The organism is Brevibacterium sp. Z349TD_9 (assembly GCF_056173565.1).
Map to the genome: position 1 here is coordinate 3766296 of NZ_CM149680.1, position 13977 is coordinate 3780272.

A 13977-nucleotide genomic window follows, 5' to 3' on the forward strand; every position below is an offset into this window, starting at 1 on the left:
CCCGGAATGTCGCCCCATCACCTCAGGCGGAGATGACATGATGGGAACATGACTTCCCACGATCCTGGCGCGCAGGGAGAGGCACCGCCCGGTCAGAGCATCGGCTCGCCGCCGGCGGCCGATCCCTGCGGTCGGCTCCTCGTCGAGGTGGCCGCGGGCGACCGCGGAGCCTTCGAGGAGCTCTTCGTCTCCCAGTCCCCCGTCCTCATGGCCGTGATCGTGAGGATCGTGATGAGCCGCTCGCTCGCCGAGGAGGTCCTCCAGGAGTGCTTCGCCGAGGTGTGGGCAAGGGCCCGCAGCTTCGATCCCGGCCGCGGCACCGGCCGGGCGTGGCTCGTGACGATGTGCCGCCGCCGCGCGATCGACTGCGTGCGCAGCGTGCAGGCCTCCCGTGACCGGGACGTCGCCGACGGCCTGCGCCAGGCCGCCACCGTCGATGAGGAGGTAGAACAGACAGTCATCAGCAAAGCAGAGTCGGATCGCACAGTCTCAGCCCTCAAGCTTCTGCCCGACGACCAATCGACGCCGATCGTCATGGCGTTCTATCAGGGGAAGACCCACGCTCAGATCTCAGAGGAGCTCGGAGTCCCCCTGGGCACGATCAAATCGAGGATCAGAGACGGAATGAAGAAGCTGCGAAGAGACTTGGAGGCGAGCCGATGAACGCAGATCGTGACTATCTGGCCGCCGGATTGGCCCTGGGTGGGCTGAGCGAGAGCGAACTCGCCGAGGCGCGCGCCCTGGCCGACACCGACGCCGACTTCCGCGCCGAAGTCGATGCCTACGCCGACACCGCCGCCCTCATGGCGATGTCCGACGAGCCCCAGAGCGTGAGCGAAGAGACCCGAACCGCGATCCTCGCTCTGCCCGAGACGGTGGCACAGGAGGACAGTGCTGCCGATGCCGCCGATGCCGGTCCCGCCGAGGCGGCCGACCGTTCGCCGGCACCGTTGCGCGAGGTCACCCGACCAAACGAGACGGGTCAGATGGAATCCGCACCGACCGGGCCCGTCGCGGCGGGCAACGGGACCGCGGCCCCGCCCTCGGCCCGAACCGGATCCACAGGCGCTGCGTCCACCGACGCTGCATCCGCGGGGTCACCCGCCTCGCCCCGAGACGACCAGCCCGTCGACCTCGCCGAGCGACGCCGCCGACGGGCATGGCTGCCGTGGGCGGCGGCAGCGGCCGCGGTGGCCCTTGTCATCGCGGGCTTCGGCATCAACTCGTGGCAGACCCAGCAGCGTCAGTACGCGCTCCAGGAGCGCCTCGAGCACACGCAGAAGCAGCTCGATGAGACGACGCGGCTGATGACGGCACCCGACCTCAAGACGTCGACGGCCGAGCTGCCCGACGGCGGCTCGGTCACCGTGGTCTCCTCGGAGGCCGAGCAGGTCATCCGCGTGTCCGCGAGCAATGTCGACGTCCCGAGCGGTTCGGACCTGCAGATGTGGGTCATCGACGCCGACGGCCCAGAGAGCGCGGGCCTGATGTCCGGTGCCGGCGCGCAGATCGACGATCGCACGTTCACCGCCGGCAGCCAGTTCGGCATCACCGTCGAGCCCTCCGGCGGGTCGCCGCAGCCGACGAGCGATCCCATCGTCGCCGTCGAGCTGTAGTCAGCCGGCAGCGCCGCTCGCGTCCACCTCTCGGCGGAGGCGTTTCCGCACAGAGGCGGATGTCTCCGGGGTCGGCACTGCCTAAGCTGGAGGCATGGCAGATCCGATCACCATCGAGGAGCGGCGACCGCGCGTCGGGGACTGGTACCTCGTCGCGGCGCTCGCCATCGGCTCAGCGGTCTTCGCCGCACTCTACGATGCCGGCGGCTTCTGGCCCTTCGAGGTCCCACTCTGGATGGCCTGCACGGCATCGGTCGCCGTCGCCCTGCCCCTGCCGTGGCGCCGACTCCACCCGAGTGTCACCGCGTGGCTGATCTCGGCGATCTACGTCACCGCCCAATTCCTCGGGGCGATGGAGCCCGGTGTCTCCCAGATCGCCCTCTTCATGGGCACGTATGCGATCGGAGCGTGGCAGAGCGACCGCCGCTCGGCGTTCCTCTCCCGCCTCCTGCTCTGCGTGGCGATCTTCGCCTCCCTCATCGTCGGTGCGGTCATCGAGCTCTCGAACCTCGGCAGCCTCACCGTCCTCCAGTATGCCGCGAACTCCGGCATCACCGTCCTCATCAACATCATCTTCTTCGGCGGCGCCTGGCTGTTCGGCGACCGGGCGTGGAATCAGCGTCTCCTCCTCGCCGAGCTCAGACGCGCCAACAACGAGGTCCGCCGCCAGGGCCGACAGCTCGCCGATCAGGCGCTCGACCTCGAGCGCGTCCGCATCGCCCGCGAACTCCACGACGGCGTCGCCCACCACATCGCCGGGGTGAGCATCCACGCGGCCGCAGCGCGGCGCAGCATGGAGCGCAACCCCGACCGGGCACGCGAGTCGCTGGGGATCATCGAATCCTCGACACGGGAGACCGTCGAGGAGCTGCGCACCCTCGTCCACACCCTCCGCGACTCCGGCAGCCCGACAGCCCCGACAACCGACGGCGCAGGCAATCCCGGTCTCGGCGACCTTCCTGAGCTCTTCGACAACGCGCGTCGGAACGGGCAGCGCCTCGAGTTCCGGACCCTCGGCGAGCCCCGTCCACTCACCCCGATCATGGAGCTCTCCGTCTATCGCGTGATCCAGGAGTCCCTGACGAACTGTCATCGCTACGCGGGGGCCGACGCCGAAGTGGAGGTGCGCCTGCGCTACTGCGATGCGGAACTCGAGGTCGAGGTCAGCGATGCACGTCGGCGCACCGCGTCCACCGGCCACCTCCCGGAGACCGATGCCGACGCCACCGTCTCCCACCACGCTCCCGGCCAGGAGACGGGCTCTGCCGCCTCGGTCGGCACAGGGCTCGGCATCATCGGGATGCGAGAACGCATGAGCGCCCTCGGCGGCACCCTCGAGGCCGGCCCGAAGTCACGCGGGGGCTGGCTCGTCCGGGCCCGCCTGCCCTATCCCCTCCGGAGCGGCAACCGCTCCGGGACGGTCGATGCGACCGACACCCCTGACCCGTCCGGGGACCCCGCTGTCGATGCCGCCTCGGCGAGGACCCCCGACGAACTCGCCCCAGCGGAGGTCAGCCCATGATCCGAGTCCTCCTCGTCGACGACCAGTCGATGGTCCGCACCGGCTTCCGCACGATCCTCGAGTCCGAGGACGACATCGTGGTCGTCGGTGAGGCCGAGAACGGGCAGGAGGCCGTCGATCGGGCCCTCGAACTCTCCCCCGACGTCATCTGCATGGACGTGCAGATGCCGGTCATGGACGGGCTCGCCGCGACCGCGGAGATCGTCCGTCGGGGCGCCGCCGGCGCCGTGCTCATGCTCACGACCTTCGACCGCGACGACTTCCTCTTCGACGCCCTCGCGGCGGGAGCGAGCGGATTCCTCCTCAAGACCGCACAGGCCGAACAGCTCATCGACGCCGTGGCCGCGCTCGCCGGCGGGGACGGTCTCCTCTCACCCGAGGTCACCCGCCGGGTCATCGAACGCTCCGTGAGCACTCCGGCGGCGAGCGCCGCCCCGGCGCCCGAGCTCGACTCTCTCACCGACCGCGAACACGAGGTGCTCCGCCTGCTCGCGACGGGTCTGAGCAACGCCGAGATCGCCGGGCAGCTCTTCCTCGGGGAGGCGACGGTGAAGACGCACGTGTCGAATGTGCTCGCGAAGCTCGGCATCCGCGACCGCACGCACGCGGTCATCTGGGCGTATGAGAACGGGGTCGTGAGAGTCGGCGAAGGCCGCGCGGACCGCTGACGGTCAGAGCGACGCGGGCCGTGAACGGTCCGGAGGAGCTCAGCCCGCTGAGGGTCCGGGGGCTGCCGGTTCGAGCGCACCGGCAGCCCCTGATGACGAGGCTGAGAACGCCGAGGCGCCTCTGGGGATTGCCGTCATCGGATACTCCTCGGGGAGTGCACGCGGAGTCGGTCTCCACTTGCATTACGTAGCGTAACGCAATGTAAGATGTTCTTCAACGTCCCTGGTGCCGGGAGTCCCGGCTGCAGTCGACGTGAGCGACCCGACCCGAAGAAGGATTGTCGACATCATCATCCAGAGGCTCTCCGGTCGCCCTCGAGACGATTCGATCGACTCCTCGATCCTCGACGCGGCGGCACGGATCATCATCGACGACGGCTACTCGGCGGCGACGATCGCGGCGATCGTCAAAGCGGCCGGAACGAGCAAACCCGCCTTCTACCGTCGCTTCGACAGCGTCGCCGACCTCGTCCCGGCGCTCGTCGAACGGCGCCATCAGCTCAGCGTCCCCGCCGACACCGGGTCGCTGACCGGCGATCTCTGTGCCTTCCAAACTGCACAGGCCGAGATCTTCAACGACCCGTTCGTCCGGGCGGCGATGCCGGGCTGGCTTGCGCACATGCAGGAGTCCCCGGAGACCTCGGGACCGTTCGTCGAGGGCTTCCTCCCGCAGCGGATGGCTGTGCTCGAGGCGATCCTCGCCCGGGCGGAGGAGCGCGGAGACGCGGTGCGCTCCGGCCTCGACATGGACACCCTCATGGAGGCGAGCGTCGGCCCCTTCCTCATGCGCTCCCTCATCCCGGGTGCACCACTGCTCGACGACGCCGACGTCGATCGCACCGTCGCTCTCGCCTGCCTGCTCATCGACCAGGCGAGCGCCGCAGCCTCGGCTCCCCCGGCCAGCGGAGTCCGATCTCGTCCGCACGACTGAACCGCAGACGGCCGCTCGGCCGTAGCGTGGGAGCATGATCACTCTCGAGGGAATCTCCCGCAGCTTCGGTGCCACGCAGGTGCTCCACGACCTGAGCTTCTCGATCGGCGCGGGCCGGATGACCGGCTTCGTCGGATCGAACGGTTCGGGGAAGACGACGACGATGCGCATCCTCCTCGGCGTCCTCGCCGCAGACAGCGGACGGATCACCGTCGACGGCACCGACATCACCCCTGCCGATCGGAGCGCGATCGGCTACATGCCCGAAGAGCGCGGGCTCTACCCGAAGATGCCGATCATCGATCAGCTCGTCTACCTCGCCCGCTTCCACGGGCTCAGCCGCCACGACGCCAAGCGCCGCGGACTCGACCTCCTCGAGCGCCTCGACCTCAAGGGCGAGCCGAGCGACACCCTCGAATCGGTCAGCCTCGGCAACCAGCAGAAGGTCCAGATCGCCGCCGCGCTCATCCACAGCCCGCGCGCCCTCGTCCTCGACGAGCCCTTCTCCGGCCTCGACCCCGCCGCCGTCGAACGCACTCTCCAGGTGCTCTCGGACTTCGCCGCCACCGGCGCCCCCGTCCTCTTCTCGAGCCATCAGCTCGACCTCGTCGAACGCCTCGTCGACGACCTCGTCATCATCGGTGACGGCAGGCTCATCGCGACGGGCACGGCCGATGAGCTGCGCCGCTCCCGCAGCCTGCCCGAGTGGACGCTCGAGGCCGACGCCGACCTCGCGTGGGTCCGTGAGGTCCCCGAGGTCGACGTCACCGAGTTCGACGGCTCGTGGGTGCGCTTCACCGCCCCGGATGCCGATGCCGCCGAGGCGGTCCTGCGCCGCGCGCTGTCCGTGTCCTCGGTGAGGTCGTTCGCTCCGCACTCCGTTCCACTCAACCGTCTCTTCCAGGAGGTCACGCAGCCATGAGCACCATCACCGCAACGGACCGGACTGCACCGACCCGGCCCACCCGGGCGAGCTTCACCACGGCCATCGGCCTCGTCATCGAACGCGAGATCATGGTGCGGGTGAAGTCGAAGGCGTTCATGATCTCGACCCTGCTCTCGATCGTCCTCTTCGGCGCCGCCGTCGCCGCATCGGGGGCGCTGCCCTCTCTGTTCGCCTCGACGGACAAGGTGGCGGTGACCTCGGCGGAGACCGTGGCCGGGATCGAGGGCATCGAACCGGTCGAGGTTGCCGGCGTCGAGGAGGCGAAGGAGCTCGTGCGCACCGAGGCGGTCGCCGCGGCCGTCGTCGACTCCCCGGACTCGCCGACCGGCACCACCGTCATCGCCCTGCGGTCGGCCCCGGAGTCGCTGGCCGGGGCGCTCAGCCTCACCCCGGACGTCGAGATCCTCGACCCCGACGCCCCGGATCCGACGCTGACGAAGTTCATCGGGCTCGGCCTCGGGCTCATCTTCCTCAGCTCCGCGATGACCTTCGGGATGACGATCGCGTCCTCCGTCGTCGAGGAGAAGCAGTCGCGCATCGTCGAGATCCTCCTCGCCTCCGCCTCGGCGAAGGTGCTCATGTTCGGCAAGGTCATCGCGTGTTCGATCCTCGCGTTCGCGCAGATCGCGCTCACCGCGGTCGCCGTCCTCGTCGGGGCCGCGATCAGCGGCAACGATCTCGTCCTCGGCCGCCTCGCCGCCCCGATCGCGTGGTTCATCCCGCTCTTCGTCGTCGGCTTCGTCATGATCGCCGCCCTCTACGCTGCGGCCGCCTCGATGGTCTCCCGGTCGGAGGACCTCGGGTCGACGAGTTCCCCGCTCATGATGCTCATCCTCCTGCCGTACATGGCCGTCGTCCTCTTCGCCGACAACGAGGCGGTCATGGCCGTGCTCAGCTACATTCCGTTCTCCGCAGCCGTCGCCGTGCCGATGCGGGTGTTCATGGGCACGACCGAGTGGTGGGAGCCGGTCGTCTCGCTCGCGATCCTCGGTGTCACGACCGTCCTCGCCCTGCTGCTCGCGACCCGCATCTTCGAGGGCTCGATCCTCCGCTCGGGTCCGCGGGTGACGTGGAGGCAGGCCCTGAGTCCTGCGTGACCCGCACCTTGACCGCGGGGTCCCGGCGTGGTTCGGTAGACGCTATGAGCGAGCCGGCACTGACGCTGCACACCGATCGGCTGCGACTGCGCACCTACCAGCCCTCCGACGCCGAGGCGCTGCTGCCGATCTACTCCCGCGAGGACGTCTCGCGGTTCCTCCTCGGCGACCCGTGGACCGCCGAGGCGGCGCGCACCGAGGTCGGCAAGCGGCTGCAGCGCACGGGGCTGAGTGGGGAGGCGAAGGCGCTCGCCCTCGTCATCGAGACCGATGACGACAACGACGCGATCGCCGGGTCGCGGGTCATCGGCGACATCGGGATCTGGCTCGACGGCACTGATCCGACGAAGGCGGAGATCGGCTGGGTGCTCGACCCTGCCGCGAGCGGTCACGGCTTCGCCTCGGAGGCGGCGATCGCCGTGCTCAACATGGCTTTCGACGACTGTGAGCTGCGTCGGGTCGTCGCGCAGATGGACGCCCGGAACACCGCCTCGGCGAAGCTGGCCGAGCGGATCGGGATGAAGCGGGAGGCGCATCTGCGTCAGGACTGGTGGTCGAAGGGCGAGTGGACCGACACCCTCGTCTTCGCCATGCTCGCCAGCGACCGCGTCACCGCGTGAACACCTCCCGACCCGATCGCACCACCCCGCCCGCCGCATCAGCAAGCGATGACGACGCACCGCGCACGGCTCCTACGGGGTGCGCCTGCGCAGGGTGAGCGACCCGACGACGATCGCCCCGACGATCCAGCAGCCGATGAAGAGGATCCGCAGCCACACCCAGCCCGCGTCCTCGTCCCCGGTCGCCACCGCCGTGAGCGCGTCGATCGCGTGGGAGAGCGGCAGCCAGTCGCCGATCACCTCGAGCACGTCGGGCAGTCGGTCACGCGGGAGGAAGATCCCGCCGAGGAGGATCTGCGGGAAGACGAGGACCGGCATGAACTGGACGACCTGGAATTCGGTGCGGGCGAACGCGCTCGCGAGCAGCCCGAGTGCGGTCCCGAGCAGGGCGTCGGCGATCGCGACGACGAAGAGGAGGCCGAGCGAGCCGTCGATCGTCAGACCGCACACCCCCACCGCGAAGGCGACGGCGATCGCCGTCTGGACGATCGCGAGGAGACCGAAGGCGAGTGTGTAGCCGAGGATGAAGTCGCCCTTGCCCAGCGGCATCGACAGCAGGCGCTCGAGGGTGCCGCTGCGCCGCTCACGCAGGGTGCCGATGCTCGTGACGAGGAACATGACGATGAACGGGAAGAGCGCGAGCATCGCCGGCCCGATCGTCTCGAACACATCGGTCTCGTCGAAGATCCACGCGACGAGCCCGATGAGCAGGCTCGGCACGACGAGGAGGAGGGCGATCGTGCGGGGATCGTGGCGGATCTGGGCGAGCACGCGACCCGTCGTCGCCAGCGTGCGCTGCGGGGTCATCGCCGACCTCCCCTCGGCCGGGCGGGGCGCCTCTCGCCGAGGAGGCGGTGGCCCTGACCTCGGTCATCGCTGAGGTCGCGTTCGATGATCCGGAGGAAGGCGTCCTCCGCCGTCGCCGACCCGGTCTCGCGGAGGAGACTCTGCGGAGACGAGTCGGCGATGACACGGCCGTCGCGCATGAGGAGGAGCCGGTCGCAGCGCGTGGCCTCGTCCATGACATGGCTCGAGACGAGGATCGTCGCCCCGTCGTCGACGAGCCCCCGGAAGATGTCCCAGAGTTCGGCGCGCAGCACGGGGTCGAGGCCGACCGTCGGCTCATCGAGGACGAGCAGCTCGGGGGTGCCGAGCATCGCCGCCGCGAGCGACACCCGGTTCGCCTGACCGCCTGAGAGCGTCCGGGCAAGCTGGCGAGCCTGCGCGCTGAGCCCGGTGCGCTCGATCACTCGGGCGACGTCGGTCGCCGAAGCCCCGACGACGCGGGCGAAGTAGCGGAGGTTCTGCTCGACGGTGAGGTCGTCGTAGATGCTCGCCTGCTGGGTCATGTAGCCGACCCGGTGGCGCAGTGCGGACGATCCCGCGCGCCGTCCGAGCACGCTGACCTCGCCGCCGCGGATGGTCTGCACCCCGACGATCGCCCGCATGAGCGTCGTCTTCCCGCTGCCGCTCGGGCCGAGGAGTCCGACGATCTCCCCGCCGGGCACGCTGAGATCGAGGCGGTCGAGGACCGTCGTCCTCCCGCGCCGGACCGTGAGGTCCCGGATCTCGATCGAATTATTCACCATATGATGAATTACACGCCCGATGCGCGCTCACGTCAAGGGTCGGTCAGCCGCCACGACCGTCGATGTGCCCCTGTACGGCCGGACCGACCCGGGCGATCACCTCGTCCAGCGGCGCCGAGGCGAGCGGTTCGAGGACGATGACGTGCCGGACGATGAGCGCCCCCGCCATCTGGGCGAGGACGAGGGAGGCCCGCAGATCCGCCTCGGTCGCCTCGACGCCTTCGGCCGCAAGCCTGCCGGCGATCTGACTGCCGAGCTCGCGGACGAGGAACTGCCTGACCAGACCGCCTGCGGCCGAACCCCCGATCGCCGATTTGAGCAGGGTGATGCCGACGGGCTTGACCCGCGCATCCTCCCACGCCGTGAGCACCGTCGTCGCGATCGCATCGCCGAGGCGGTCGAGCGGGGCGTCGAGCGCGCGGCGGACGATTCTGTCGGGGCGCACGGGAAGCCTGACCGCCTCGGCGAAGAGGGCGGCCTTCGAGTCGAAGTAGTGGTGGATGAGGGCGGGGTCGACGCCGGCCCGGCGGGCGATCCCCCGCATCGAGGCGGCGTCGTAGCCGCGCTCGGAGAACTCGGCGGCGGCCGCCTCGGCGATCGCCTGGCGCGCGTCACCGCCGGACGACTTCGGCGGACGACCGCGGCGGCGCTGGTTCGGGGGCACAGACCTCAGCTTAGTCGGGCGCGATCGGCTGGGCACTGAGCCCGGAGGGGGAGACCGCGCCGGCACCGGCATCGCGCGCTGGTCCGGACGCCGCTGCGGCGCAAAGGTCTGCACAACGGTCCGCCGAGGCGGCCAAAGGTGTTCGAAACGCGCCTCTGCCGGGTCGGAACCACCCAGGGTCAGGCAATAGCGTGGGAGAGGCAGCACTCTCAGGGAAAGGCTCACATGTTCAGGCAGTCGTCGAAGCTGGCCAACGTCCTCTATGACATCCGGGGACCCGTCCTCGAGGAGGCGGAGGCGATGGAGGCAGCGGGACACACGATCCTCAAGCTCAACATCGGCAATCCGGCACCCTTCGGCTTCGAAGCCCCCGAGGCGATCGTCCAGGACATGGTCGGGCACCTGCCCCACGCACAGGGCTACTCCGAGTCCCGGGGCATCCTCTCCGGTCGCCGCGCGGTCGTCCAGCACTACGAGTCGAAGGGGATCACGAACCTCGATACGCGTGAGGTCTTCCTCGGCAACGGGGTGAGCGAGCTCATCACCCTCTCCCTGCAGGCACTGTGCAATCCCGGCGACGAGATCCTCGTCCCCAGTCCCGACTACCCGCTGTGGACCGCCTCGGTGGCGCTGTCCGGAGGCACCCCGAAGCACTATCTCTGCGATGACGAGAACGGCTGGCTGCCCGACCTCGAGGACCTCAAGTCGAAGATCACCGACCACACCCGCGGCATCGTCGTCATCAACCCGAACAACCCGACCGGCGCCGTCTACCCCCGCGAGACGCTCGCCGCGATCGTCGACATCGCCCGCCGACACGACCTCATCGTCTTCGCCGACGAGATCTACGAGAAGATCACCTACAACGGCGTCGAGATGGTCAACCTGGCGACCCTGACCGGCGACGACGTGCTGTGCCTGACGTATTCGGGTCTGTCGAAGGCCTACCGGATCGCCGGCTACCGGGCGGGCTGGCTCGCGATCACCGGACCGCTGGCGGAGGCGAAGAGCTACATCGAGGGGATCACCCTGCTGGCGAACATGCGGATGTGCGCGAACGTCCCGGCTCAGCACGCGATCCAGGCCGCTCTCGGCGGTCGCCAGTCGATCGAGGACCTCGTCCTGCCGACCGGTCGCCTCGGCGAGCAGATGGCCGTCGCCCATGCCGGGCTCAACGCGATCGACGGCGTGAGCGCGCAGCAGGCCGATGGGGCGCTCTACCTCTTCGCGAAGCTCGATACCGAGAGGTTCGGGATCACCGACGACGAGCAGTTCGCGCTCGACCTCCTGCGCGAACAGAAGATCCTCATCTCCCACGGCACCGCGTTCAACTGGTCGCGCCCCGATCACTTCCGGCTCGTCACACTGCCCTCGGTCGACGTGCTCGAGGAGTCGATCGGTCGCCTCGGCGAATTCCTCTCCGGTTACCACCAGGTCGCGCCGACGACGTGCGAGCTTCCCGTCGTCCGTGATGTCGAGGGCGCGGCCTGAGCTCGTGCAGCTTCCGGCGGCTGACGTCGGGGGCCTGAGATCTGGGGCTGAGCGGCCCGACGTCGGGGGCCTGGAACCCGAGCCCGAGTTCCAGGGTCGGCCGGGACCGCCGCTAACCTGGGGTCATGGGCGCACACCACTCCTCACGACGGCGGCGCGGCAGGCGTTCGCGCAGACCTCTGGTCGTCACCGCGATCGTCCTCGTCGCTGTCGTCGGCATCGGTGCCGCCTGGTGGTTCGCCTACGTGCCGAACGGCAGGCCGGCACTCCAGGCGGGCGAGGTGCTCGCGATCGACGTCTCCAACCATCAGGGCGCCATCGACTGGCCAGCCGTCGCCGGTGACGACGTCGGGGCCGCGATGATCAAGGCGACCGAGGGCAACGACTACGTCGACCCCCGCTTCACCGAGAACTGGGCGGGTGCAGGCGAGGCCGGGATCCGTCGCGGCGCCTACCACTTCTTCACCCTGTGCTCGCCGGGCGCCGAACAGGCCGAGAACTTCCTCTCAGCAGCCCCGCCCGACGCGGATGCGCTCGCTCCGGCGATCGATCTCGAGCTCATCGGCGCGTGCGAGAGGCGACCGTCCCAGGCCGAGGTCGATGCCGAACTCACCGACTTCCGCCGCATCGTCGAGGAGGCGTGGGGTCGGCCCCTGCTCGTCTACGCGAGGGGGTCCTTCACCTCCGAGTATTCGATCGGCGCGCTGGCCGAGCGTCCGCAGTGGGTGACGAACTTCTTCGTCCGGCCGGCCGACGACAGCTGGACGATGTGGCAGGTCCACTACTTCGCGTCCATCGACGGCATCGAGGGGCAGGTCGACCTCGACGTCCTCCGCCTCGGCGCCATCCCCCGCTCGGAGTAGTCGAACGACCGGTGCACCCCGGCATCCCGGCATCCCGGCATCCCGGCAACCCTGCATCCCGGCGCCGGACGGCAGCGCACCCCGCCGCCGAACGCACCCCGGCACGCACTCCACCCCTCCACCACGTCGGCATCGTGTCCTCCGCGACGGCATCTCCTCCCCTACCTCGGCATCTCCTCCATCACGACGACACAGTTGAGCAATCTGGGCTCCCCACCCACTGATCCCGCACCGCCCAACCGGCGATTCCCGCCGCCAGCCCTTCAGCAGACAGGCCCAACGCGGCCCGCGCCACCGCGACCATCCGCCGAATCACTGCTACTCTTCGCCTCGCCGCGTCACAGAAGTTCATAGTGTAGTAATCCACTCAACTTAGTGGCTATTGTGTGGGGGTACCGCAGAACTGCTCAACAATCCTCACGCAACGGAAAGGCGGCCTCCATGCGGCAGCTCATCGTCTTAGGCATCGTCGGGCTCATCGCCCAGCTCATCGACGGCTCCCTCGGCATGGCGTACGGCGTGACGTCGACGACCCTGCTGCTGGCCACGGGCATCGCCCCGGCGACCGCCTCGGCGGCCGTGCACTTCTCCGAGATCGGCACCTCCCTCGTCTCCGGCATCTCCCACCACAAGTTCGGCAACGTCGACTGGCGCACCGTCCTCATCCTCGCCGTTCCCGGATTCATCGGCGCCTTCGCCGGTGCGACGTTCCTCGTCGGCCTCAATGGCGATGCGGCGACGCCGTGGATCTCGGGCCTCCTGCTCGCCCTCGGCATCTACGTGATCTGGCGCTTCCTCGCCCTCGGCGGGGCGAGGCCGACCTTCAAAGCGCGTCCGGGGAAGACCCTCCTCGTCCCCATCGGCCTCGTCGGCGGCGCCCTCGACGCGATCGGCGGCGGGGGCTGGGGTCCCGTCGGCACGACGACGCTGCTCTCCTCCGGTCGCCTCGAACCGCGCAAGGTCGTCGGCTCGATCGACACGAGCGAGTTCGTCGTCGCCGTCGGCGGCTCGCTCGGCTTCCTCTTCGCCCTCGGCTCACAGGGCATCGAGTGGTCGATCGCCGGGGCCCTCCTCGTCGGCGGCATCATCGCTGCCCCCTTCGCCGCGTGGCTGGTGAAGATCCTCCCCGCGAAGGTGCTCGCGATCGCCGCGGGCGGCATCATCATCCTCACCAACGCACGGACGATCGCACTGGCTCTCGGCGCCTCGACCCCGGTGCTCACGACGATCCTCATCGGGCTCGCGCTCGTCTGGGTCTCGCTCCTCGTCCATGTCGTCCGCCTCGAGCGGAAGTCGCGACGCGAGGAGGCGGCCGAACCGGTCGCTGCCGACGTCTGAGCCGCTGAGCCGTCCACGGCACCGCGGAACGACCACGGTCGGGCCGCGGTGCCGCCGTACGATGACGGTCCCGCCGCACGACGACGGCACCGCTGCACCTTCACGGTCCCGCAGTGCGAGGACAGTGCCGCTGTACGATGACGGCATGCGGGTCACCACGAAATCCGACTACGCGCTGCGCGCGCTCATCGAGATCGCCGCCAGCGGCGACGGCGACCCCATCAGCGCCGACGAACTCGGCCGCCGCCAGGACATCCCGAAGGGGTTCCTCCAGGCCATCCTCGCCGACCTCCGCCGGGCAGGCATCCTCGTGTCCGTGCGCGGGAAGTCCGGAGGGTGGCAGTTCGCGGACTCCGCCGCCGAGGTGACCGCAGCCGATGTCATCCGCGCCGTCGACGGCCCCCTCGTCTCCATCTACGGCCAACGCCCCGAGGCCGTCGAGTACGATGCCGCCGCCGAGGCGCTCCAGCAGGTCTGGGTCGCCGCCCGCTATGCGCTGCGTGACGTCCTCGAGAAGGTGACGATCGCCGACCTCGCGGCGAAGACCCTGCCTCCGGAGATCGCCGACAAGGCCGCGATCGAGGACGCCTGGCAGCCGCACTGAGCCTTCACCGCCCGAAACACAGAACCCG

The 13977-nt window shown here is 69.5% G+C and carries 15 protein-coding genes; 12 read left to right on the top strand and 3 right to left on the bottom strand.

Features of this window, described 5'->3' with window-relative positions; all coding sequences use genetic code 11:
• Positions 1 to 48 precede the first annotated feature (48 nt).
• The 8 genes from AC0VYB_RS17345 (at position 49) to AC0VYB_RS17380 (ending at position 7400) form a co-directional block, all read left to right on the top strand.
• Positions 49 to 663: a sigma-70 family RNA polymerase sigma factor gene (locus AC0VYB_RS17345; RefSeq protein WP_009376663.1), complete on the top strand. Its 615-nt coding sequence runs from the start codon at positions 49 to 51 to the stop codon at positions 661 to 663.
• On the top strand, positions 660 to 1616 hold the full coding sequence (locus AC0VYB_RS17350; RefSeq protein WP_009376664.1) for an anti-sigma factor: 957 nt from the start codon (positions 660 to 662) through the stop codon (positions 1614 to 1616). Before AC0VYB_RS17345 ends, AC0VYB_RS17350 begins: the two co-directional genes overlap by 4 nt.
• Positions 1617 to 1710: 94 nt before the next feature.
• Entirely contained in the window at positions 1711 to 3138 is a 1428-nt protein-coding gene (locus AC0VYB_RS17355; protein ID WP_009376665.1) for a sensor histidine kinase, read from the top strand.
• Positions 3135 to 3806, top strand: coding sequence for a response regulator (locus AC0VYB_RS17360; RefSeq protein ID WP_009376666.1), 672 nt, complete (start codon positions 3135 to 3137; stop codon positions 3804 to 3806). The genes AC0VYB_RS17355 and AC0VYB_RS17360 overlap by 4 nt, the downstream gene beginning before the upstream one ends.
• Before the next feature lie 253 nt (positions 3807 to 4059).
• Positions 4060 to 4737 carry a TetR/AcrR family transcriptional regulator gene (locus AC0VYB_RS17365; RefSeq protein ID WP_475384871.1) on the top strand — a complete coding sequence of 226 codons (678 nt, stop codon included), beginning with the start codon at positions 4060 to 4062 and terminating at the stop codon, positions 4735 to 4737.
• A 34-nt stretch (positions 4738 to 4771) separates the two neighbouring features.
• A complete protein-coding gene (locus tag AC0VYB_RS17370; protein ID WP_101623372.1) occupies positions 4772 to 5659 on the top strand; it encodes an ABC transporter ATP-binding protein in 888 nt (295 codons plus the stop codon).
• Entirely contained in the window at positions 5656 to 6780 is a 1125-nt protein-coding gene (locus AC0VYB_RS17375; RefSeq protein WP_475384872.1) for an ABC transporter permease, read from the top strand. The genes AC0VYB_RS17370 and AC0VYB_RS17375 overlap by 4 nt, the downstream gene beginning before the upstream one ends.
• Before the next feature lie 44 nt (positions 6781 to 6824).
• The gene (locus AC0VYB_RS17380) at positions 6825 to 7400 is read left to right on the top strand and encodes a GNAT family N-acetyltransferase (protein WP_009376670.1); all 576 of its coding nucleotides are present in this window, start codon (positions 6825 to 6827) and stop codon (positions 7398 to 7400) included.
• 72 nt (positions 7401 to 7472) lie between these two features.
• Here the strand turns inward: AC0VYB_RS17380 and AC0VYB_RS17385 are convergent, their stop codons facing one another.
• The 3 genes from AC0VYB_RS17385 to AC0VYB_RS17395 are packed head-to-tail and all read right to left on the bottom strand — an operon-like array spanning position 7473 to position 9653.
• Positions 7473 to 8207 (bottom strand): ABC transporter permease, encoded by a 735-nt coding sequence (locus AC0VYB_RS17385; protein ID WP_475384873.1) that lies wholly within the window; start codon positions 8205 to 8207, stop codon positions 7473 to 7475.
• On the bottom strand, positions 8204 to 8989 hold the full coding sequence (locus AC0VYB_RS17390; RefSeq protein ID WP_475384874.1) for an ABC transporter ATP-binding protein: 786 nt from the start codon (positions 8987 to 8989) through the stop codon (positions 8204 to 8206). Before AC0VYB_RS17390 ends, AC0VYB_RS17385 begins: the two co-directional genes overlap by 4 nt.
• Before the next feature lie 43 nt (positions 8990 to 9032).
• Complete coding sequence (locus AC0VYB_RS17395) at positions 9033 to 9653, bottom strand: TetR/AcrR family transcriptional regulator (RefSeq protein ID WP_475384875.1); 621 nt, start codon at positions 9651 to 9653, stop codon at positions 9033 to 9035.
• A 225-nt stretch (positions 9654 to 9878) separates the two neighbouring features.
• On the opposite strand from AC0VYB_RS17395, the gene AC0VYB_RS17400 reads away from it, so the two are divergent.
• The 4 genes from AC0VYB_RS17400 to AC0VYB_RS17415 all read left to right on the top strand — a co-directional run bounded on the left by AC0VYB_RS17400 (position 9879) and on the right by AC0VYB_RS17415 (position 13949).
• Complete coding sequence (locus tag AC0VYB_RS17400) at positions 9879 to 11144, top strand: pyridoxal phosphate-dependent aminotransferase (RefSeq protein ID WP_475384876.1); 1266 nt, start codon at positions 9879 to 9881, stop codon at positions 11142 to 11144.
• Between the two features lie 125 nt (positions 11145 to 11269).
• On the top strand, positions 11270 to 12007 hold the full coding sequence (locus AC0VYB_RS17405) for a GH25 family lysozyme (RefSeq protein WP_475384877.1): 738 nt from the start codon (positions 11270 to 11272) through the stop codon (positions 12005 to 12007).
• A gap of 441 nt (positions 12008 to 12448) precedes the next feature.
• Positions 12449 to 13345, top strand: coding sequence for a sulfite exporter TauE/SafE family protein (locus AC0VYB_RS17410; RefSeq protein WP_475384878.1), 897 nt, complete (start codon positions 12449 to 12451; stop codon positions 13343 to 13345).
• Between the two features lie 145 nt (positions 13346 to 13490).
• On the top strand, positions 13491 to 13949 hold the full coding sequence (locus tag AC0VYB_RS17415; protein WP_475384879.1) for an RrF2 family transcriptional regulator: 459 nt from the start codon (positions 13491 to 13493) through the stop codon (positions 13947 to 13949).
• The last annotated feature ends 28 nt before the right edge of the window (positions 13950 to 13977 follow it).